General features: G+C 64.2%; 19 protein-coding genes. 8 read left to right on the top strand and 11 right to left on the bottom strand.

Annotated elements, in window-relative coordinates:
- The first annotated feature begins 3 nt into the window (after window positions 1-3).
- Genes FXB41_RS35180 through FXB41_RS35170 form a run of 3 tightly spaced genes read left to right on the top strand, consistent with a single transcriptional unit; the run spans window position 4 to window position 3,152 of the window.
- Complete coding sequence (locus tag FXB41_RS35180; protein ID WP_219684983.1) at window positions 4-555, top strand: O-acetyl-ADP-ribose deacetylase; 552 nt, start codon at window positions 4-6, stop codon at window positions 553-555.
- Window positions 556-601: 46 nt separating this feature from the next.
- Complete coding sequence (locus FXB41_RS35175) at window positions 602-1,888, top strand: serine hydrolase domain-containing protein (protein ID WP_219684982.1); 1,287 nt, start codon at window positions 602-604, stop codon at window positions 1,886-1,888.
- Between the two features lies 1 nt (window position 1,889).
- The gene (locus FXB41_RS35170; protein WP_219684981.1) at window positions 1,890-3,152 is read left to right on the top strand and encodes a serine hydrolase domain-containing protein; all 1,263 of its coding nucleotides are present in this window, start codon (window positions 1,890-1,892) and stop codon (window positions 3,150-3,152) included.
- 121 nt (window positions 3,153-3,273) lie between these two features.
- On the opposite strand, the gene FXB41_RS35165 is transcribed toward FXB41_RS35170, so the two are convergent.
- From FXB41_RS35165 to murI, 8 genes are all read right to left on the bottom strand, one after another.
- Window positions 3,274-4,341, bottom strand: coding sequence for a threonine aldolase family protein (locus tag FXB41_RS35165; protein ID WP_219684980.1), 1,068 nt, complete (start codon window positions 4,339-4,341; stop codon window positions 3,274-3,276).
- Between the two features lie 36 nt (window positions 4,342-4,377).
- Entirely contained in the window at window positions 4,378-4,548 is a 171-nt protein-coding gene (locus FXB41_RS41235) for a type II toxin-antitoxin system RelE/ParE family toxin (protein WP_311985939.1), read from the bottom strand.
- Window positions 4,549-4,659: 111 nt separating this feature from the next.
- Window positions 4,660-4,890 (bottom strand): hypothetical protein, encoded by a 231-nt coding sequence (locus FXB41_RS35155; RefSeq protein WP_376707534.1) that lies wholly within the window; start codon window positions 4,888-4,890, stop codon window positions 4,660-4,662.
- A gap of 111 nt (window positions 4,891-5,001) precedes the next feature.
- Complete coding sequence (gene rpsD, locus FXB41_RS35150; protein ID WP_007602315.1) at window positions 5,002-5,619, bottom strand: 30S ribosomal protein S4; 618 nt, start codon at window positions 5,617-5,619, stop codon at window positions 5,002-5,004.
- 197 nt (window positions 5,620-5,816) lie between these two features.
- A complete protein-coding gene (locus tag FXB41_RS35145; RefSeq protein ID WP_219684979.1) occupies window positions 5,817-6,584 on the bottom strand; it encodes an acyltransferase in 768 nt (255 codons plus the stop codon).
- Between the two features lie 105 nt (window positions 6,585-6,689).
- Window positions 6,690-7,073: a cupin domain-containing protein gene (locus tag FXB41_RS35140; protein ID WP_219684978.1), complete on the bottom strand. Its 384-nt coding sequence runs from the start codon at window positions 7,071-7,073 to the stop codon at window positions 6,690-6,692.
- Window positions 7,074-7,146: 73 nt separating this feature from the next.
- A complete protein-coding gene (locus FXB41_RS35135) occupies window positions 7,147-7,920 on the bottom strand; it encodes an HpcH/HpaI aldolase family protein (RefSeq protein WP_219684977.1) in 774 nt (257 codons plus the stop codon).
- 57 nt (window positions 7,921-7,977) lie between these two features.
- Window positions 7,978-8,775: a glutamate racemase gene (gene murI / locus FXB41_RS35130; RefSeq protein ID WP_219684976.1), complete on the bottom strand. Its 798-nt coding sequence runs from the start codon at window positions 8,773-8,775 to the stop codon at window positions 7,978-7,980.
- Window positions 8,776-8,948: 173 nt separating this feature from the next.
- On the opposite strand from murI, the gene FXB41_RS35125 reads away from it, so the two are divergent.
- Together FXB41_RS35125 and FXB41_RS35120 are read left to right on the top strand one after the other, a co-directional pair.
- The gene (locus FXB41_RS35125; RefSeq protein ID WP_219684975.1) at window positions 8,949-9,500 is read left to right on the top strand and encodes a cytochrome b; all 552 of its coding nucleotides are present in this window, start codon (window positions 8,949-8,951) and stop codon (window positions 9,498-9,500) included.
- A gap of 165 nt (window positions 9,501-9,665) precedes the next feature.
- Window positions 9,666-10,307 (top strand): glutathione S-transferase family protein, encoded by a 642-nt coding sequence (locus tag FXB41_RS35120; RefSeq protein ID WP_219684974.1) that lies wholly within the window; start codon window positions 9,666-9,668, stop codon window positions 10,305-10,307.
- Window positions 10,308-10,323: 16 nt separating this feature from the next.
- Here the strand turns inward: FXB41_RS35120 and FXB41_RS35115 are convergent, their stop codons facing one another.
- Both FXB41_RS35115 and FXB41_RS35110 read right to left on the bottom strand, forming a co-directional pair.
- Complete coding sequence (locus FXB41_RS35115) at window positions 10,324-11,130, bottom strand: Crp/Fnr family transcriptional regulator (protein WP_219684973.1); 807 nt, start codon at window positions 11,128-11,130, stop codon at window positions 10,324-10,326.
- 274 nt (window positions 11,131-11,404) lie between these two features.
- Window positions 11,405-12,499, bottom strand: coding sequence for a SecDF P1 head subdomain-containing protein (locus FXB41_RS35110; RefSeq protein WP_219684972.1), 1,095 nt, complete (start codon window positions 12,497-12,499; stop codon window positions 11,405-11,407).
- Window positions 12,500-12,770: 271 nt separating this feature from the next.
- Between FXB41_RS35110 and FXB41_RS35105 the strand changes: the two genes are divergently transcribed.
- The 3 genes from FXB41_RS35105 to FXB41_RS35095 all read left to right on the top strand — a co-directional run bounded on the left by FXB41_RS35105 (window position 12,771) and on the right by FXB41_RS35095 (window position 18,553).
- Window positions 12,771-14,675, top strand: coding sequence for an acyl-CoA synthetase (locus FXB41_RS35105; protein WP_219684971.1), 1,905 nt, complete (start codon window positions 12,771-12,773; stop codon window positions 14,673-14,675).
- A 193-nt stretch (window positions 14,676-14,868) separates the two neighbouring features.
- Entirely contained in the window at window positions 14,869-16,692 is a 1,824-nt protein-coding gene (locus FXB41_RS35100) for a caspase family protein (RefSeq protein WP_376707535.1), read from the top strand.
- A gap of 25 nt (window positions 16,693-16,717) precedes the next feature.
- The gene (locus FXB41_RS35095) at window positions 16,718-18,553 is read left to right on the top strand and encodes a caspase family protein (RefSeq protein ID WP_246649439.1); all 1,836 of its coding nucleotides are present in this window, start codon (window positions 16,718-16,720) and stop codon (window positions 18,551-18,553) included.
- 154 nt (window positions 18,554-18,707) lie between these two features.
- Here the strand turns inward: FXB41_RS35095 and FXB41_RS35090 are convergent, their stop codons facing one another.
- Complete coding sequence (locus FXB41_RS35090; RefSeq protein WP_219684969.1) at window positions 18,708-19,880, bottom strand: M20 aminoacylase family protein; 1,173 nt, start codon at window positions 19,878-19,880, stop codon at window positions 18,708-18,710.
- Window positions 19,881-19,967: the final 87 nt, after the last annotated feature.

The raw sequence follows: 19,967 nt of genomic DNA, 5'->3' as shown, positions 1-19,967 counted from the left end.
TACATGACCCAGCTGACGCGCCGGATCGGCGGCGCGGAGCTCAAGGTCATCGTTGCTGACATCACCACGCTGAGCGTTGACGCCATCGTCAACGCGGCCAACACGTCCCTCCTGGGTGGGGGCGGCGTGGATGGCGCGATCCATCGGGCGGCCGGGCCCGAGCTTCTAGCCGAGTGCCGGAAGCTCGGAGGATGCCCGACCGGCGGTGCCAAGATCACGAAGGGTTACCTTCTTCCTGCGCGCCATGTGATCCATGCGGTCGGCCCGGTCTGGCACGGGGGCACTCGCGGCGAGGCAGAGGCGCTGGGCGCCTGTTATCGCCGTGCGCTCGAGCTCTGTGAGGCCAATCAGCTGACCTCCGTGGCGTTCTCCGCGATTTCGACCGGGGTTTACGGCTTTCCGGCCGACCAGGCCGCGAAGATTGCGGTCCATGCGACCATTGAAGCCCTGCAGGCCGCGCCGCTGGTCGTCGACGTCATATTTTGTTGTTTCTCGGAAAAGAGCGCGGCTCTGCACGCGGACGTTCTGGCGCGGTATGGCGGCCCTTGTGCCTGATGACGTGGTCGGTACACTCCGCCGGGCCATGTTCCGGGGAGGGGATATGATTTCACAGTCTGGACTGCGCGCGCTGGTCTGCGCCGCGCTTGTGCCGTTAGGTGCGATGTCGTTCGCGCGGGCGGAGGGCACCTACGAGATTCCGGCCGGCGCGCATTTCAACCAGGACAAGCTCGCCAAAGTCACCGAGTTCTTCAAGAACGAGGTCGCGACCGGCAAGATCGCCGGCGCAAATGTGCTCATCAAGCAACATGGCAAGCCGGTCTACCACGAAGTCTTCGGCGTGCAGGACGCGGTCAGCAAGGCGCCGATCACCGACAAGACGATCTTCCGCCTGTTCTCGATGAGCAAGGCGATCGCGTCCGTCGTCGCAGTGAAGTTGATCGAGGAAGGTACGATCAAGCTCGACGATCCCGTCTCGAAATACATTCCGTCCTTTGCCAATGTGAAAGTCGGCGTCGAGAAGAAAGCCGAGGACGGCACCAAGTCGCTCGAGCTCGTGCCGCCGAACCGGCCGATGACGGTGCACGATTTGATGACGCACACCTCGGGCGTCACCTACGGCTTCTACGGCGACAGCCTGGTCCGCAAGGCCTATCGCGAAGCCAACATCTATGCCGGCGATTTCGACCTCGCCGAGTTCGCCGAGCGCATCGCAAAACTTCCGCTGCACAACCAGCCGGGCGCGCTGTGGCAATACGGCCATTCCACCGACATCCTGGCGCGGGTCATGGAAGTCGCGGCCGGCAAGCCGCTCATCGAGATCGAGCGGGAGAAGCTGCTCGACCCCCTCGGCATGGTCGACACCGGCTTCTTCGTCACCGATCCCGAGAAGCAGAAGCTGCTGGCGCAGCCGGTGCCGAACGACAGTGATTTCCGGGTCGGGCGGATCAATGATCCGACGGTCGTCAAGAAGATCCAGTTCGCCAGCGGCGGTATGGTTACGACCATGGCGGATTATGAGCGCTTTACGCAGATGTTGCTCAACGGCGGCAGCCTCGACGGCAAGACCATTCTCAAACCCGAGACGTTCAAGCTGATGGCGACCGACCAGATCGGCCCCAAGTCGGGCGTCGATCGCGATTATTTCTACTTCCCCGGCGATGGCTTCGGCTTCGGTCTCGGACTTGCGGTCCGCACTGATCCCGGTAACGCAAAACCGCCGCCGCCCGGCGATCTCGGCGAATTGAAATGGGACGGCGCCTCCGGCTGCTATTTCGTGATCGATCCCAAGCAGGACATGTTCTTCGTGCTGCTGGAGCAGACCCCGACCGAGCGCCAGCGCGTGCAGCGGACATTGAAGCAGCTGGTCTATGAAGCGATGGAGAATTGACATGTTCGGACGCCGCGCATTGATCGCGGCGCTCGTCCTTGTCGGCGGCGGCATCGTTGCGAAGGCGGGCTCCGAGAGACCTGCGGTCCGCACGCTCTCGCCCGCGGGGCTGGCGAAGGTTTCCGACTACATCCGCAACGAGGTCGCCACCGGCAAGATCCCCGGCGCCATCCTGCTGCTTCAGCAGCACGGCAAGCCGGTCTATTATCAGAATTTCGGCGTCCGCGACGTCGCGACCGAACTCTCGATGAGCGCGGACACGATCTTCCGCCTCTACTCGATGTCGAAGCCGGTCACCTCAGTCATGGCGATGATGCTGGTTGAGGAGGGCAAGCTGTCGCTCGACGATCCCGTCTCGAAATACATTCCGGCCTTCGCCGGCATGAAGGTCGGCATCGAGAAGAAGGCCGAGGACGGCAAAGTCGCCCTGGCGATGGAGCCGCTGGAGCGACCCATCACAATCACGGATCTGCTGCGCCACACCTCGGGGCTGCCTTACGGCTATTACGGCGGCGGTATGGTGCGCGAGCTCTATGCGGACGCCAATCTCTTCAACAGCAATCTGACCAACGCCGAATTCGCCGCCAAGGTCGCCACGCTGCCGCTGGTCGAGCAGCCCGGCACGGTGTGGGACTATGGCTATTCCACCGACGTGCTCGGCCGCGTCGTCGAAATCATTGCCGGAAAGTCGCTGCTGCAGTTCGAGAAGGAGCGGCTGCTCGATCCGCTCGGCATGACCGAGACGGCTTTCTTCGTCGCAGATCTCGCCAAATTCCCGCGCATCGCCGAGCCGATGCCGGGGGATCGCAACATCAATCCGACGACGCAGGTCCGCGACATCAGGCGGCCCGCGACCTGGGAATCGGGCGGTGGCGGCATGGTCGGCACGGTAGGCGACTACGCCCGCTTCGCCCAGATGCTGCTCAACGGCGGCACTTATGAGGGCCGACGCTATCTCAAGCCGGAGACCATCGCGCTGATGGCCTCGGATCATATCGGGCCGGAGACGAAGATCGCGCGCGACCAGAACTATTATCCGGGTGGATCTTCCGGCTTTGGTCTCGGCTTCGCCGTGCGCACCTCGGTGCCCCCTGGGACGGCGTGGCCGCTCGGGGAATATCGCTGGGACGGCGTCGGCGGCACGTTCTTTTTCATCGATCCCGAGGACGACCTGTTCGGGATCTTCATGGTGCAGACCCCGACGCAGCGCGGCCGGATTCAGCTGGCGCTGAAGACGCTGATCTACCAGGCGATGGGGCGGTGAACCGCCGTTGTTTTGCTGTCGGATAAGAGCAGTAGCCCGGATGAGCGCAGCGACATCCGGGGTCTCTGCGAGTGAAGTCCCGGGTATCGCTTCGCTCACCCGGGCTACAGGACTGCTCGGCTTACACCCCGCGCACGATCTCGCGGATATATCCGATCGTCTCCTCGATCTGACTGGCATTGACGTCGAGATGGGTGCAGGCGCGGATGCGGCCGTCCATCATCGCAAGCGTCACGCCGCGCTGGCGCAATGCCGCGACCATCTTGTCGCCGGGAATGCCGGCACCATCGGGCTTGAAGAACACCAGGTTGGTTTCGGGCTCCTGCACCTCGACGCCTGCGATCTGCGACAATCCGCGGGCGAGCGCGCGCGCATTGGCGTGATCGTCGGCAAGCCGCTCGACGTGATGGTCGAGCGCGTAGATGCAAGCCGCCGCGCAGATTCCGGCCTGTCGCATCGAGCCGCCGAGCCGCTGCTTCCATTGCCAGACCGCATCAATGAAAGCGCGCGAGCCCGCCAGCACGCCGCCGATCGGCGCGCCCAAGCCCTTCGAGAAGTCGATCCAGGCCGAATCCCAGCCCGCGGTCATGTCGCGCGGCGAGATGCCGCTCGCGACAGTGGCGTTGAGCAGGCGCGCGCCGTCCATGTGGGTGACGAGGCCATGTTGTTTCGCGATCGCGACGATCTGGTCGAGCGCGGCCTTCTTCCAGATCGTGCCGCCGCCGATATTGGCGGTCTGCTCGACGCTGACCACCGTCTGCGGCGGTTGGTAGCGGGTACGCGGATGCAGCGCTCTGCGAAAGGTCTCCGGCGTGAACTGGCCGTCGGGTCCCTTCAATTGCGTGACCTGGAAGCCGCCGATCGCGGCATGCGCCCCGCCTTCGCGCGCGATGATGTGCGCGCTCTCATGGGCGAGGATCTCGTCGCCGGGGCGGCAATGCACCAGCGTCGCGGTGACGTTGCACATCGTGCCTGACGGCATGTACACCGCGGCTTCCTTGCCGAGCAGCTCGGCGACGCGCGCGCACAGGGCGTTCACGGTCGGATCGTCGCCGACCTGCTCGTCGCCGACCTCCGCCCGCGCCATCGCCTCGCGCATCGCAGGTGTCGGCTTGGTCTGTGTGTCCGAGAGCAAATTGATGCGCACCGGCGGCGCCTTGGGATCGATCGGGGAAGGGGTGTAGAGCATCAACTTGCTCCCTAAGGGAATGGTACCCACTCGCGGTCAGCGAGTTCTGGGTGGACGGCGAGCGGCGTGACGAAACCGCATAATAACGATTTCCGTCACAGTCACACGATAGTCTATCAGATACGGATAAGGATTGACCGGCAAGCGACGGACGTATGCACGAGTGGTCGGTCGTCCTGCATAAGGGTGAGCCTGGAGCAGCGCGATGAGAGCAGCAATGCGGTCGCGCGCGTGGCTCGCTCCCTGGGGGCGATCGCGCCTCGATATAGGTCAGAACTTCGTCGATCTGGGCGAGTGCTCGCTTTGTGTAACGGACATTCACAGCCCGTGCTTTGTCCACATCGCTCGAACTTCGTCAGCGCTGGCCAGTTCGCCACGGGCGATTTCAGCTTCGGCCTCGGCGAGATCGGCCTCTTCCGCCGCCGTCAGCTGGATCGGAGGCTGATCGACCCCGGCGAACTCAAGCAGCGTCCGCGCCAGCTCGTCCTGCTCTGAATCGGGCAGGGCGGAAACCGTGTTAAAGGCCTCTTCCAGAAGACGCGTCATCATGTAGCTCCATTACTTGCAATCATAGCACAAGTGGATCGAGACATGGGAATGGCTGGCCCAAACAAAAAGGCCCCGGAAACCGGGGCCTTTGAACTTTGATCTGCCGAACTATCAGCGCGAATAGAATTCGACGACCAGATGCGGCTCCATCTGCACCGGGAACGGCACGTCCGAGAGGTGCGGGATGCGAATGTATTTCGCGGTCATCTTGCCGTGGTCAACTTCGAGATAGTCGGGGGTGTCACGCTCGGAGAGCTGGCTGGCTTCGAGAACGTGAGCGAGCTGCTTGGAGGATTCCTTGACCTCGATCACATCGCCGAGCTTGACCAGATAGCTCGAGATGTTGACCTTGCGGCCGTTCACCTTGACGTGGCCGTGATTGATGAACTGGCGCGCGGCGAAGATCGTCGAGACGAACTTGGCGCGGTACACGACCGCGTCGAGACGGCGCTCGAGCAGGCCGATCAGGTTCTCGCCGGTATCACCCTTGAGGCGGCTGGCTTCGACATAGATGCTGTGGAACTGACGCTCGGAGATGTTGGCGTAATAACCCTTCAGCTTCTGCTTGGCGCGCAGCTGCACGCCGAAGTCGGAGAGCTTGCCCTTGCGGCGCTGGCCGTGCTGGCCGGGGCCGTATTCGCGGCGGTTCACGGGGCTCTTCGGGCGGCCCCAGATGTTCTGGCCCATACGGCGATCGAGTTTGTACTTCGCCTCACTGCGCTTAGTCATCGCGTCCTCTTCAGGTACTTGGTTTGAGGAAACGCGCCCTCCTGTGTGACGGGCTAGCCCGGCACTGACAGGTCCGATCCCCAAAGCTTAAGGGACAGGACCACGGGTCGCGAAACGCTTCGCGGGCCGAAATCGGCCCGCGAGCAAGCGGCTTTTAGGGGGATTTGGGGCTCGCTGTCAATGCGAATGGCCTGGAATCACGTTCCGACCGCCCGGATCGGCTTTGACCCGGCCGCCCGCAATTCGGCAGCGATTTCAGTGTTCAGGACCTGTTCCAGCCGGGTCAGGACCCGGGCGATCGGGGCGGCGTCGGTGACCCGATGATCCCAGCGGATCACGACATGGATGGTCCGGTCGGGCCCGACCACCCCATAGCTGACGATGAACGGGCCCGGCGTGATGGGGTGAAGTTCGCCGCCGCCATAGGCAGCCACCGAGCTCACCGCGAAGCTGCCGAACCAGTTGCCGCGCTGCCGGCCGAAATTCAGCCCTATCGCCCAGGACAGCCGCCGCAGCGGCAGCGGCAGGCGGGTCGCCCGCATGATCTTGCGGAACATGGGAATTTCGTCGATCGGGGCGGTCTTGGCGTGCCGGATCTCGGCGTCGACCGCAGCCAGCGTCATGGCCTCGGGAGCCGCGATTCGCTGCGGGATCACGCATTCCTCGCCGCCCTCGACCCGGGCAATGGCCACCGACGCCACGCTCTTCGGCAGTTCGTAAAGCGACGGCCAGGGCCATTTGGCATAGACGGTACGCAGGACCGGCTCGTCCCTGGCGACCAGGGCAAAAGCCTTGACGAACATGGCCGCCCAGCCGGCTGGTGCCATCGCGCCCGCGCGGGCCTCCAGCAGGGGGCCGACATCGAGCGAACGGGACAGGGACACGAAGGGCACGCCCATCGAGGCGTGCATGAGGTCGACAATCAGGCGACGCGGCAGCGAAATGGTCTTGGGCGTCCCGCGCATCGCTCTTTGGTTTCCCCTGATTAAAGTTTGTGCAGCGAGCGGGGTTCCCGCTCGCCGCCTGCTCTAGCACGAACCAACCCGCGTGGGGCCGGTCGGTTCGCCGCATCAGGGTGCCGGCGAGGCCAGCGGCTTGGTCTTGTCGACGATGTAAACTCCAAGCACTTTCATAGCCTTGTCGCCGTGGGCTTTGGCGTCATGCACGACGCCCGCCGGGATCTGGTAGGAATCGCCGGCTTTCAGCGTCTTTTCCGGCTGCCCGTCGATAAGGAGATTGAGTTCGCCTTCGAGCACGTAACCGGTCTCGATGCCCGGATGGGTATGGCGACCGGCCGCGCCGCCCGCCGGGACCTCCGCGATGGCCGTGATGGTGTTGTAGCCATCCGGAAATTCGACCTTCTGGAGCGGGGTGCGTTTGATGCCGGGCTGCTGGGCGAAGGCCGCAACAGCGAGGCCGGTGAAGGCGAGAGCGAGCAAAGTCTTTTTGAACATGGTTTTTTCCTCCCTGGAACGACTGAGCCTAGCAGCGCAGCAGTTCCCGGCAAGGTGGCAATCGGCTTTGCCGTCAGCGCTTGATCCCCTCGAACGCCGCAATGATGCCGCGCTGGAATAGCGACCAGTCGAAGCCGAGCGCGATCGCGCGGTAGCCGCGGTCGACCAAGGCGTTGGCCTGGTCTGCGGTCCGCGCCACGCCGCCGATCGGCACGCCGCTTCTGAGGATGCCGGCCTCGGCCCGCGCCACCAGCTCCAGCAATTCCGGATCGTCCATCTGGCCGCGCTTGTTGATGGAGGTGGCGAGATCGCCGGGGCCGATTACGGCGACGTCGATGCCGGGCGTGGCCATGATCTCGTCGATGCGGTTGACGGCGTCGACGTGCTCGATCGTGATCATGCAGATCATCTCGTCGTCGGCGCTGGCCATGTAGTCCGGCATCGACTGGCCCCAGCGGAATGGCGCATGGAACGGACCCCAGAGCCGATCGCCGCGTGGCGGATAGCGCACGCTGCGCACCGCTTTCTCGGCTTCAGTGCGATTGGTAATCATCGGGAAATTGATGCCGAAGGCGCCGATGTCCATCGGTGCCTTCGCAAGCCATGGCTCGTTCGCCGCGATCCGCACCAGCGGTGTGCACGGTGTGCCGGTGGTGGCCGCGATCATCGCATGTGCTTCGGTCAATCCAATCGGCCCATGCTCGAGATCGACGATGATCCAGTCGAGTGAGCGCGCCATGATCTGCACGGTCTGCACGCTCGGGATCGTCGCGATCGCGCCGAAGGCGGGACGACCCTCGCGCCAGAGCTGGCGGAGACGGTTGAGCGGAGTTGCGGGGACCGACATGTTATGCCTGCGAAGGGATGACGACGGAGCCTAGCAGCGCGTCGCCGAGGCGCAAGGTCAGGCCGGAATGCGGCCGCCGAAGAACGGCGTCAGCACGGCCGAAAGGCCATGCACGCGATTCGAGGTGAAGATCATCTCGGCGCCGGATTGCGCGATGCCGCCGGTGTGCGGGCCGAGCAGATCCGAGACGCGGCGGGCGATCGCGGGCGCCGGATCGATCCAGTCGACCGGCCAGGGCGCGAGCTGTTTCAGCCGGTCGAGCAGCAGCGGGTAATGCGTGCAGGCGAGCACCACGGTGTCAGTGCGTGCGCCTGCGTCCCCGGCATCGCCGACGAAACACGGGGCGAGCTCGGCGAGGATGGCGTCGTCGCTGACGGGAGAGCCGCTGAGCTCGGCTTCAGCCAGCGCGGCCAGCTCGGGCGAGCCGACCAGCGTCACCTCGCAGCCTTGCGCGAAATCGCGGATCAGCGCCTTGGTGTATTCGCGCTTCACCGTGCCTTTGGTGCCGAGCACCGACACGCGCCGGCTCCTCGACTGCGCGCAGGCCGGCTTGATCGCCGGCACCGTGCCGACGAAGGGCAAGGAATAAGCGGCGCGTAAGTGCGATAGGACCAGGGTAGACGCCGTGTTGCAGGCGATGACGACGAGGTCAGGATCGTGCGTGCCGATCAGTTCCCCCATCAACGGCACCACGCGGGCGATGATCGCGTCCTCGCTGTGGTGGCCATAGGGGAAGAAGGCGTCGTCCGCGACGTAGACGTAATGCGCGTCGGAGCGCGCGGCCACGACCTCACGCAGGACCGTGAGCCCGCCAAGGCCGGAATCGAACACCAGAATCGTCGGAGAATTGGTCACGTGATCACTCTAGCCGGACATGGTTACCATTCGGTTTTTGGGGCGGTTTTGCGGCAGGGGCGCTGAGGGCCAATTTGGATGGATTCAATTTCGCGATTGCCGCATGGTCCCGGTATCAGCTGCCGTACTGCGGTGCGGATAGGGACAGGCCCGCAAAACTCCGGAGAGCCGACATGATCAGAAATACCAGCAACGGCTGGGGCAGCATTTCCCGATGGCTGCACTGGAGTCTGGCGCTGACCATCATCGGCATGATTGGCTTCGGGTGGTGGATGAACCACATGCCGGCGCGTCCCGACCGCTTCTTCTACCGTTCGATCCACGCCGATATCGGCTATGTGATCCTGCTGCTCACCGTGCTGCGCCTGGTCTGGCGCCTCATCAACCCGACGCCCGCCATGCCGGCCGAGACCTCGCGCTGGCAGAAGATCGCGGCCCATGTCAGTCACGGCGCGCTCTACCTCGCCGTCATCGTCGTCACCATACTCGGTTGGGCGCATTCCGGTGCGCACGCACCTGATTATTCGGACTTCTTCGGCCTGTTTCACGTGCCGCAATTCACCGCTCCCGACCGCGCGGCAGCGGGCGTCTATGAAGACCGCCACATCCTCTTTGCCTATGTGCTGCTCGCCTTGATCGCGTTTCACGTGATCGCCGCCCTGTGGCACCATTTCATCCGCCGCGACCGCGTCGTGGCGCGGATGGTGACGGACGAGGCGGGGTAGGGCGGTCTCTCCACATCGTCATTGCGAGCGCAGCGAAGCAATCCAGAGTCCCTCCGCGGAAAGTTTCTGGATTGCTTCGCTGCGCTCGCAATGACGGAGTATGATGCAGCATCACGACAAGCACATGCCGGCGCAATCGCCGAAATCATCTGTCCAGGAGGCCTCATGCTCACCGTCCATCATCTCGGCAAGTCGCAGTCCGAGCGAATCGTCTGGCTGTGCGAGGAGCTGGGGATTCCCTACGAGTTGAAGCGCTATGCGCGCGATCCCGTCACCATGCTGGCTCCGGCCGAGTACAAGGCACTGCATCCCGCTGGCACGGCGCCTGTGATCACCGACGGCGAGCTGGTGCTCGCGGAATCCGGCGCCGTCGTCGACTACATCGTTGCAAAATATGGCAATGGCCGACTCGTGCTCGGTCCCACTGATCCCGCCTTCGCGCAGTTTCTGTATTGGCTTCATTTCGCTAACGGCACCCTGCAACCCGGCATGGGGCGGATGATGATCCTGAGCCGGCTGGATCTCGCCAAGGACAATCCGACCCTGCTCGCGATGAAGGGGCGTCTCGATCGGGCCTACGATCTTCTCGACGCAAGGCTTCGCGAGGCCGAGTACCTTGCGGGCAGCGCCTTCACGACCCCCGACATCATGACAGTTTTCTCGCTCACCACGATGCGCTACTTCCAGCCCTATGACCTCCAGCGCTGTCCGAACGTGGTCGAATATCTCGGCCGCATCAGTGCGCGGGCGGGCTATCGGCGTGCGATGGAGAAGGGCGATCCGGGCATGGCGTTGCTCTTGAACTGAGCGGCCGCCCAATCGATCACGCGATCCTGTTCGTGGTGGCCGCCCGCTCCGTCGCCAGCTGATTCTGCAACCGATCGATGTTTTGCAGCAGGCGCTGGCTGGTCAGTACCAGGAAGTAATAGCCGAACTGTGGATCCTGGAAGTAGATCTCGAGCAACCGGTCATAGGTAATCGTCAGCACCTGCCCGTCTTCAATGCACTCGATCGTTCCGGTGCGCCGGTTGCCCGGCGTGAGGAAGCCGAGCTCGCCCATCAGCGCGCCCGGCATGATCTCGATATTGATCTCCTTGACCAGGAACTTGCCGGTGACTGTGAGGAGCATCTCCTTGGCTGGATCGCCGAGTTTGAACAGCGTGTCGCCGCGGCGATATTTGCGTTCGGTCATGAACGGCTTGAGCCATTCGATCGACATGTCGCCTTCGGCCGCATGGCGCGCCTTCTTGACGAGCTTGAGCATCTGCCGCAGGCGCAAGGCATTGATCGGTAGCAGCAGGAGATAGAGCAGGAAGGTCGAGACGTTGGCGGAGAGCGCGCCGAACACGGCGAAGAGCGCGCAGCCGACCATGTTGGCGACGCGCAGCGGCACCATCGTTCGCATCAGGAGGGTGGCGACGAAGAAGCCGGCGCCGACCGCGGCGAACATATTGGCCAGCGTGATGTTCTGGACGAAGATCTCCAGCATCCGATTGAAGATCGAGTCATAGGTCACGTTGTTCGGATCGAGGCCCATCTGGACCAGGATCTTCGCGATCCTGAGATTATCCGTTGCCGCCTCGAGAATGCGATCGAGGATCGACGAAATGTCTGCGCTGCCGGACGGCATGGTACTATCCCCGTGTAAGGCCTTCAGTCACGGTCGTATTCTCGACACCTATAGCCGAAATCGAACGACGACCGCTTGAATGAAGCTTTCGGCCGCCGTGCCGCAAGAGGCAAATTTTAGCCTGATCGGGCGTTTCGGCAATTGCCTGTTTGGCGGTGCGCATGGCCGTGGCGCGCCGCGATTCGGGTCCCACCGGGTCCGAGCCTCGGCGTGGTGGACCTCGGCGTCCGACAGGCGGGGCGGGACCAGGCGTGGGCGTGGGGCGATCCCCGCCTTAGGGCTTGGCGGGCGGCACGACCTGCTGCTCGACCAGGCTGAGGTGCCCGGGCAGCGAACCAGCGCGCAGCAGCATTGCGACGCTGTTTGCTTCCTCCAGGGTGAAATTGCCGGAGATCTGGCCTGAGCCGCCGGTGATGGGCTCGCGGATCACGGGGGCGGAGATCACCTTGCCATCGAGCACGATGGCGAAGGGCTTTGCGATATTCTCCTCGGTGATGTGGGCAAAGCGCCGCGTGCCGCGGCCGTTGAAGCGGAACGAGGCGATCGGCTCTTTCGTGGCGCTCGCAAACCCCGGGCCCGCATAGCTGATGTCGTCGCCGTCGAGCACGTTGTCCTTGGCGACCAGATAAAGGGTCTTGTCCTTGAAGCCGGGCAGGACTTCCGTGCCTGTCGGCGGCGTGCCGGATTGCGCCTGCTCCGCCGGCATCGAGAGGTCGATCAGGCGGAAGCCGACCTTGACCCTTCGGGCGAAGACCGCGGTGACGCGCTCGGGCTCCATCACACCGGGCAGGAAGATTCGGATGCGGTCGGTGCCATCGGGCTGGACGCTGGCGAGCTGGACGCCGGCCTCCTTCAGGCGCTGCTCGATCATGGCGATGGCATCTTCGACGAGTTCGTGCAACCGCGCGGCGGATGCCGCATTGGTCGGCGCGAGCCTGACCAGTCCGTCGCCGGCGTCGGTCACGGCGAGTGCATGCGACGGCAATCCTTCCGCTGCCGACGCGAGCTTGCGTGCGAGTTGCTCGCAGCCCTTGACGTCGGCAATCTTCAACTCGACGCCGCCGTCGCGAATCGCGAGACTGGAGAAGGCGATCTTGCCCTCGCGCAGGGTCTTGTAGACGTCGTCGCGCAAATCCGTGACGACGCTCTCGCGCAGGCCATCGGTGTCCACCTTGTAGACGATGCGAGACCCGCCGAGCTTCTCCATCTTGTCGCCGATGAAGGCCGAGATCTTGGCTCGCATCTTGTCGAGCTGGCCGTCCTCGGCGAGTGCCGCGCGGGGCAGGGCGATCACCGAAGTCAATATCCCCGTTGTGACGGCGAACGCGATGAACAGCCGGGTGGCGCAATCCCGCGGGGGCGTAGTCATGATAACCTCGAGTCTTGCGGCAGGGCGCTGGCAAGGGCGCTGGCAAGGATGCTGCAATGTGAGTCCGATGCCAGTTCTTGGTCCCCGGATCGGGCGCGCAGGTTCAAAGGCCTGTGCCAGAGCCCATTGTCGCGGACGTCAGATCATGGACGAACGCCAAATCATCCATCATTCTGCCCATGCTCGGCCGGCCAATCGGTCGAGGCCCCGCCAGCCCCAAAAGTCAAAAGACAGGGCGCGGGGACATGCATCTGAGGGAGGACGGAATTCCATGGCGGGCATCCACGCGCTCGATCGGCTCATCGGCAGCGACTATCCGGACCTGGCGACGGACGCCGAAGTTCGGGCCTTCGAGCAGGTCCCTTACGCCGATCGCGTCGCGGCCGAGAGCACTTACGACGCCATCAGGCTCGGGGCGGCCCGTAATCCCGACGGGCCGGCGATCCAGTTCCTGCAAAATGCCGATCCCGCCGACACGCCGGTCGTGGTCACGTACCGCGACTTCATCGCGCGCGTCACGCAGGCCGCCAACATGTTTCACGCGCTGGGCGTGGAGAAGGGCGACGTCGTCAGCTTCATGCTGCCGCTGCTGCCGGACGCCTTCGTAACTCTGTTCGGCGCGGAGGCCGCCGGCATCGCCAATCCCGTCAACCCCCTGCTGGAGCCGCACCAGATCGCGGAGATTCTGGAAGCGGCGAACACAAAAGTCCTGGTGGCGCTCGGGCCGATGCCGGGCACAGACATCTGGCAGAAAGTCGAGCAGATCAGGCCGCAACTCAATCTCAAGGCGATCGTACAGGTGTTCGGTGGCGGTGACCCGGGGAAGGGAGTCTTTGCCTTCAGCGACCTGATCAAGCAGCAGCCTTCGGACCGCCTTGTCAGCGGACGCAAGATTTTAGGCAGCGACATCGCCGCCTATTTCCACACCGGCGGCACCACCGGCACGCCAAAGCTGGTGCGGCACACGCATGTCAACCAAGTCTATCAGGCCTGGGCGCTCAATCTGCTGCTGAAGTCGAAGCCGGGCGCCAACATGCTGTTCGGCATGCCGCTGTTTCACGTCGGGGGCTCGTTGACGCAGGTGCTGACGACGCTGTCGGCCGGCGGCTCGCTGGTCGTGCTGTCGCCGAGCGGATGGCGCAATCCGAATGCGGTCAAGAACATCTGGCAACTGGTCGAGCGCTTCAAGCCGGAGGCGCTGTCGAGCGTCCCGACGGTGCTCGCCGCAACGCTCGCGGTGCCGCCTGGCAATACCGACATCTCCAGCCTGAAATATGCAGCTGGTGGCGGCTCGGCGATCCCGGTCGCGGTGGGGTCTGCGATCCAGGACAAGCTCAAGCTGCCGGTCGTCGAGGTCTACGGCATGACCGAGACCTCGAGCGTGCACACGCTGGCCTATCGGTCGCGGCCGATCCGGCTCGGTTCGGTCGGCCTTCCCATGCCTTACGCGCGGGTCCGCATCGTCCAGCTCGATGCCGAGGGCAAGCTGATCCGCGACTGCGCGCCGGACGAGATCGGCGTCGTCATCATGGCCGGTCCAGGCGTGTTCGGCGGCTATCTCAACAACGAGCACAACAAGGGTGCCTTCGTCGATGAGGTCTGGGTCAATTCCGGCGATCTTGGCCGGCTCGATGCCGACGGCTATCTCTGGATCACCGGCCGCGCCAAGGATCTCGTGATCCGCGGCGGCCACAACATCGATCCGGCGCCGATCGAGGAGATCATGTTCCGCCATCCTGCCGTCGGCTTTGCCGCGGTGGTCGGCCAGCCCGACGCCTATGCCGGCGAACTGCCGGTGGGGTATGTGCAGCTGAAGCCGGGCGCGACCGTCGAACCGGGCGAGCTGGAGACATGGGTGCGCGAGCGCACGCCGGAGCGTGCCGCCGTGCCGGTGCAGGTCATAGCGATCGATCCGATGCCGGTGACGGGCGTCGGCAAAGTGTTCAAGCCGCAGCTGCGCTGGGACGCAGCCCAGCGCGTGTTCACGAAGGTGCTGACACCGCTCACTGAGCGCGGCATCGACTGCAAGGTCAGGGTCGGCGCTCACGGCAGCCACGGTTCGATCGCCACCGTGACGCTGGCGGGGCTGCCGGCGGATCAGCGCGAGGCGGTTGCGAGCGAGGTGCACGCACTGCTTGCACCGTTCGTGATGCGCCACGAGGTGGTGCAAATGTGACGGATTCAACAGACGGCTTTGACGTCAGCTCGAAAGCAGGGCGACGCTTCGCCGCATTATCCATACCCCCGACAGAGCCCCCTATGTGACAGATATCACATAGGAAGAATTGGCAATTGAGCGATGCTCCGAATAGTCTCGTGGAATTGCATCCGGGGGGACGCAAGTGATTCCGTTTCGGATTTTTGCTTTGCTGATTTTGGCCATTGGCCTCGCCTGCGGACCGGCCCATGCGGACCGGCGGGTGGCGCTTGTCATCGGCAATTCCGCCTACAAGAGCGCGCCCAAGCTCGGCAACCCCGTCAACGATGCCACTCTGGTCGGCGGCATGTTCAAGAAGGCGGGATTTGATTCCGTCGACGTCAGGCTGGATCTCAGTGCGAGCGAGATGCGGCGCATGTTGCGTGAGTTCGCCGGCAGGACCCGCGATGCCGATATGGCGGTGATCTATTACGCCGGCCATGGCATCGAGCTGGAAGGCACCAACTATCTCATACCGATCGACGCGACGCTGGAGACCGATGGCGACGTGCTCGACGAAACCATCCCGGTCGAGCGCGCGCTGTTCGCGGTTGAGCCGGCCAAGCAGCTGCGCCTGATCATCCTGGATGCCTGCCGCGACAATCCGTTTTCCAAGACCATGAAGCGGACGCTTGCCTCGCGCGCGATCGGACGCGGACTTGCCAAGGTCGAGCCGACCAGCCCGAACACAATGATCGCCTTCGCCGCGAAGGCAGGTTCGACCGCGTCCGATGGTGACTCCAGGAACAGCCCGTTCGCCCTCGCTTTGGTCGAGCACCTTCCGAAGCCGGGGCTCGATTTGCGCAAGGCGTTCGGCTTCGTGCGCGACGACGTGCTCAAGAATACCGGCTACAAGCAGGAGCCCTATGTTTACGGCTCGCTCGGCGGCGACGATGTGCCGCTGGTCGCGACCAAGCCGGCCGCGACCGGGCCGCAGGCCAACCCGCAGGATTCTATTCGCAGGGATTACGAGCTCGCGCTGCAGCTTGCCACGCGCGACGGTTGGGAAGCCTTCCTGGCGCAATATCCCGAAGGTTTCTATGCCAATCTGGCCAAGGGCCAGATGAACAAGATCGCCGCTGAAGAGACGCGCGCGTCGGCCGAGCAAAAAGCGAATGCGGCCGAGCAGCAGAAGGCAAGGCTTATTGCCGAACGCGCCCAGAAGGCCGAGCAGGACAAGGCGGCTGCGGCGGCCAAGGCGGCCGAAGAGGCAAGGATCGTGGCGGAGAGGCAGAAACAGATCGAGCAGGCAAGGGCGGACGCGGCGGAGCAGCAGCGCAAGGCGGCCGAGGCGGCAGCAGCAAAGGCGCAGGCCGAGAAACAGGCGGCGGAGAAGGCCAAAGCCGAGCTTGCCGCCAGGCACGCGGCCGAGAAGGCGGAGCAGGCAGCAAAGCCGGCTGCCGATCGGCAGACGTCTGAGGTCGAGCAAAAAGTTGCAGCCCTTGCGCCGGCGCCGGCACCCACATTGTCGGCGGCTGATCTGGCAAAATCACTGCAGAGCGAATTGCGCCGTGTCGGCTGCCTGTCCGCCACGGCCGACGGCGACTGGAGCGCCGCATCGCAGCGTTCGCTGACACTGTTCAACAAATATGCCGGCACCCAATTCGACGCCAAGCTTGCAAGCGTCGACGCGCTCGATGCGCTGAAGGCGAAGCCGGGACGGGTCTGCCCCCTGGTTTGCAATTTCGGCTTCAAGGCCGACAGCGATCAATGCGTCAAGATCACCTGCCGCGCCGCCTACCGCGTCGGTGACGACAACGAATGCGAGAAGGTGCCCGAGAAGAAGCCGGTCGCGACGCGAGACGATTCGAGGAAGCGGGACGCGGACCGGAAGGCCTCGGAATCGGCGCCCTCGAAGCCCGAAGCCAGTGGGCAGATTTTTTGCAGTTCATCCGGCTGTCGTCCGGTGCAGAAAGGATGCAGACTCGTGGCCGGGGCTACGCCCTCAAGATATAACGCCACCGTAGGAAGTGGCAATTATGAGGTCTGCAACTGATCGCGCAGTCGATCCAAAACCGCGGATGAATCGCGTGAACATCGCCCGATATCTCTTCCTGTTCATATTTGCGGCTCTTTGCACTTGCGAGCCGGCTCAGGCCGACAAGCGCGTCGCGCTCGTGATCGGCAATTCCGCTTACAAGAACGCGCCGCGGCTCGCGAACCCGGTGAACGACGCCGGACTCGTCGGCGGCATGCTCAGGAATGCGGGTTTCGATACGGTCGAGATCAAGCTGGACCTCAATGCCAGCGAAATGCGGCGATCGCTACGCGAGTTCGCGGCCAGGACGCGCGATGCCGACATGGCGGTGATCTATTATGCGGGCCACGGCATCGAGCTGGACGGCAGCAACTATCTCGTTCCGACCGATGCCATGCTGGAAACTGACGGCGACGTCCTCGACGAGACGATCGCACTCGATCGCGCGCTGTACGCGGTCGAGCCGGCCAAACAACTCCGTCTCGTCATCCTCGATGCCTGCCGCGACAATCCTTTCGCCAAGACGATGAAGCGCACTTTGGCCTCGCGCGCGATTGGTGGCGGGCTTGCCAAGGTCGAGCCGACCAGTCCGAACACGATGATCGCGTTTGCGGCCAAGGCAGGGTCGACCGCGTCTGATGGCGACTCCCGCAACAGCCCGTTCGCGGTCGCGCTGACCGATCATCTGCCGAAGCCCGGGCTCGACCTGCGCAAGGCGTTCGGGTTTGTCCGAGACGATGTCTTGAGGAAGACCGGCAACAAGCAGGAGCCGTATGTCTATGGCTCCCTGGGCGGCAGCGATGTGCCGCTGGTGCCGGCAAGGCCGGCCGCCGCAGCCGGTCCGCAGGCAAATCCGCAGGACAGTGTGCGCAAGGACTACGAGCTCGCCCTTCAGGCCGGCCTGCGTGAAGCCTGGGAAGCATTCCTCCAGACCTATCCGGACGGCTTTTACGCCAACCTCGCCCGCGTGCAGTTGAAGAAGATTGCCGCCGAGGAGGATCGCACGGCCGCGACCGAGAAGGCGCGTCTGGCCGAACAGGAGAAGGCGAGGCTCGCGACCGAACGCTCCCAGAAGGCCGAGCTGGAGAAAGCCGCCGCTGCTGCCAAAGCCGCGGAGGAGGCGAGGATCGCGGCCGAGAAGGCCAAGCAGATCGAGCAGGCCAAGGCGGAAGCGGCCGAACGAGATCGCAAGGCAGCGGAAGCTGCCGCGGCCAAGTCGCTGGCTGAGAAGCGGGCGCTCGACAAGGCGGCGGCCGAGGCCGCCGCGAAGCAGGCCGCGGACAAGCAGGCGGCTGATGCCGAAAGCAAGAAGGTCGCCGCGCTGTCGCCGCCGCCAAGCTCCCCGCCGCCCGGCGATCTCGCGAAATCGGTTCAGAGTGAACTGCGCCGCGTCGGCTGTCTTTCGGCCGCCCCGGACGGCGACTGGAACGCCGCAACGCAGCGCTCGCTGACGCTGTTCAACAAATATGCCGGCACTCAATTCGACGCGAAGTTCGCGAGCGTCGACGCGCTCGATGCGCTGAAGGCGAAGCCGGGACGCGTCTGCCCGCTGGTATGCAATTTCGGCTTCAAGGCCGATGGCGATCAATGCGCGAAGATCACCTGCCGCGCCGGCTATCACGTCGGTGACGAGAACGAGTGCGAGAAGGTGCCGGAGAAGAAGCCCGTCGCGACGCGCGAGGATTCCCGGAAGCAGGATGCCGAGCGCAAGCAGACCGAGGCTGCGCCATCAAAACCGCAGGCGTCGGGACAGATCATCTGCAACTCTGCCGGTTGTCGGCCGGTGCGGCCCGGATGCAAACTTGCGAGCGGGGTTACTTTTGGAAGGGGCAACGGCTCCCCAAATGGCGGCGGCGGCAACTACGAGACGTGCAATTGATTCCTGCCAAGTTAATCGGAGGGTAGCAAAGACGGGAAGCGCCGTGCCCACCATTTCCGGAGCGGGTCGCGGGTGGTGGGCACGCTTTCGCCTTCGCTCTTCGAGCTACGGCGGACAAGTCGCTTTGCCTACCCTACGGATCGCGAATGCGGCGCTAACCCGCCGGCATCCTTGTTTCGATCAGGCGCACCCAGAACGAGGCGCCGTGGCCGAGGATGTTGTCGTTGAAGACATAGGACGGGTGGTGGCATTCGTTGCCGTCGCCCATGCCGACCAGGACCATCGCGCCGGGACGCGCCTCCAGCATGAAGGAGAAATCCTCGGCGCCCATCATGGGAATGAACTTGTCGTTGACGCGCTCGGCACCGACGATGTCGCGGGCGACGTCGGCGGCAAGGCCGGCCTCGCGCGCATGGTTCATCGTCACCGGATACATGCGCGTGTACTTCGTCTCGGCCGAGCCGCCATAGGCGCGGGCGACGCTGTCGGCGACTTCGCCGATGCGGCGCTCGACCAGATCGCGCACCTCAGGGTCGAGCGTGCGCACGGTGCCGCCGAGCTCGGCGATCTCCGGAATAATGTTGAAGGCCGTGCCGGAGTGAAATTGCGTGATCGAGATGACGGCGGATTTCAGCGGATCGACATTGCGCGCGACGATCGATTGCAGCGCGTTGACGATCTGCGCGCCGATCAGCACGCTGTCGATCGACTTGTGCGGACCCGCGCCGGCGTGGCCGCCCTTGCCGTGGACCGTGATCTGGATGTTGTCGGAGGAGGCGAGCATCGCGCCGGGCGTGGTGGCGAAATGGCCTTCGGGCAGGCCCGGCATGTTGTGCATGCCATAGACCTCCTGGATGTTCCAGCGCGTCATCAGCCCGTCCTCGACCATCGCCTTGCCACCGCCGCCGCCTTCTTCCGCGGGCTGGAAGATCACCACGGCCGTGCCGTCGAAGTTGCGCGTCTCGGCGAGATATTTGGCGGCGCCGAGCAGCATGGCGGTGTGGCCGTCATGACCGCAGGCGTGCATCTTGCCGGGGACCTTGGAGGCATAGGCGACGCCCGACGTCTCCATGATCGGCAGCGCGTCCATGTCGGCGCGCAGGCCAATGGTCTTGCCGGAGGCGGATTTGCGGCCGCGGATCACACCGACGACGCCGCTGCGCCCGATGCCCGTCACCACCTCGTCGCAACCGAACTCGCGCAAGCGATCGGCGACGATGCCGGCAGTGCGGTGGACGTCGTATTGCAGTTCCGGGTTCTCGTGGAAGTCATGGCGCCAGGCGGCCATTTCGTCGGAGAGGGCGGCAACGCGGTTGACGATGGGCATGAGGAAGGTCCGCCTTGATTTGTAGCCCGGATGAGCGAAGCGAAATCCGGGATCTTTGTGGGAGAAGTCCCGGGTGTCGCTGCGCTC

Source organism: Bradyrhizobium canariense (genome assembly GCF_019402665.1).
GTDB classification, from domain to species: domain Bacteria; phylum Pseudomonadota; class Alphaproteobacteria; order Rhizobiales; family Xanthobacteraceae; genus Bradyrhizobium; species Bradyrhizobium canariense.
Note: the sequence above shows the minus strand (reverse complement) of the source record. Positions and strands in the feature narration are given on the sequence as shown.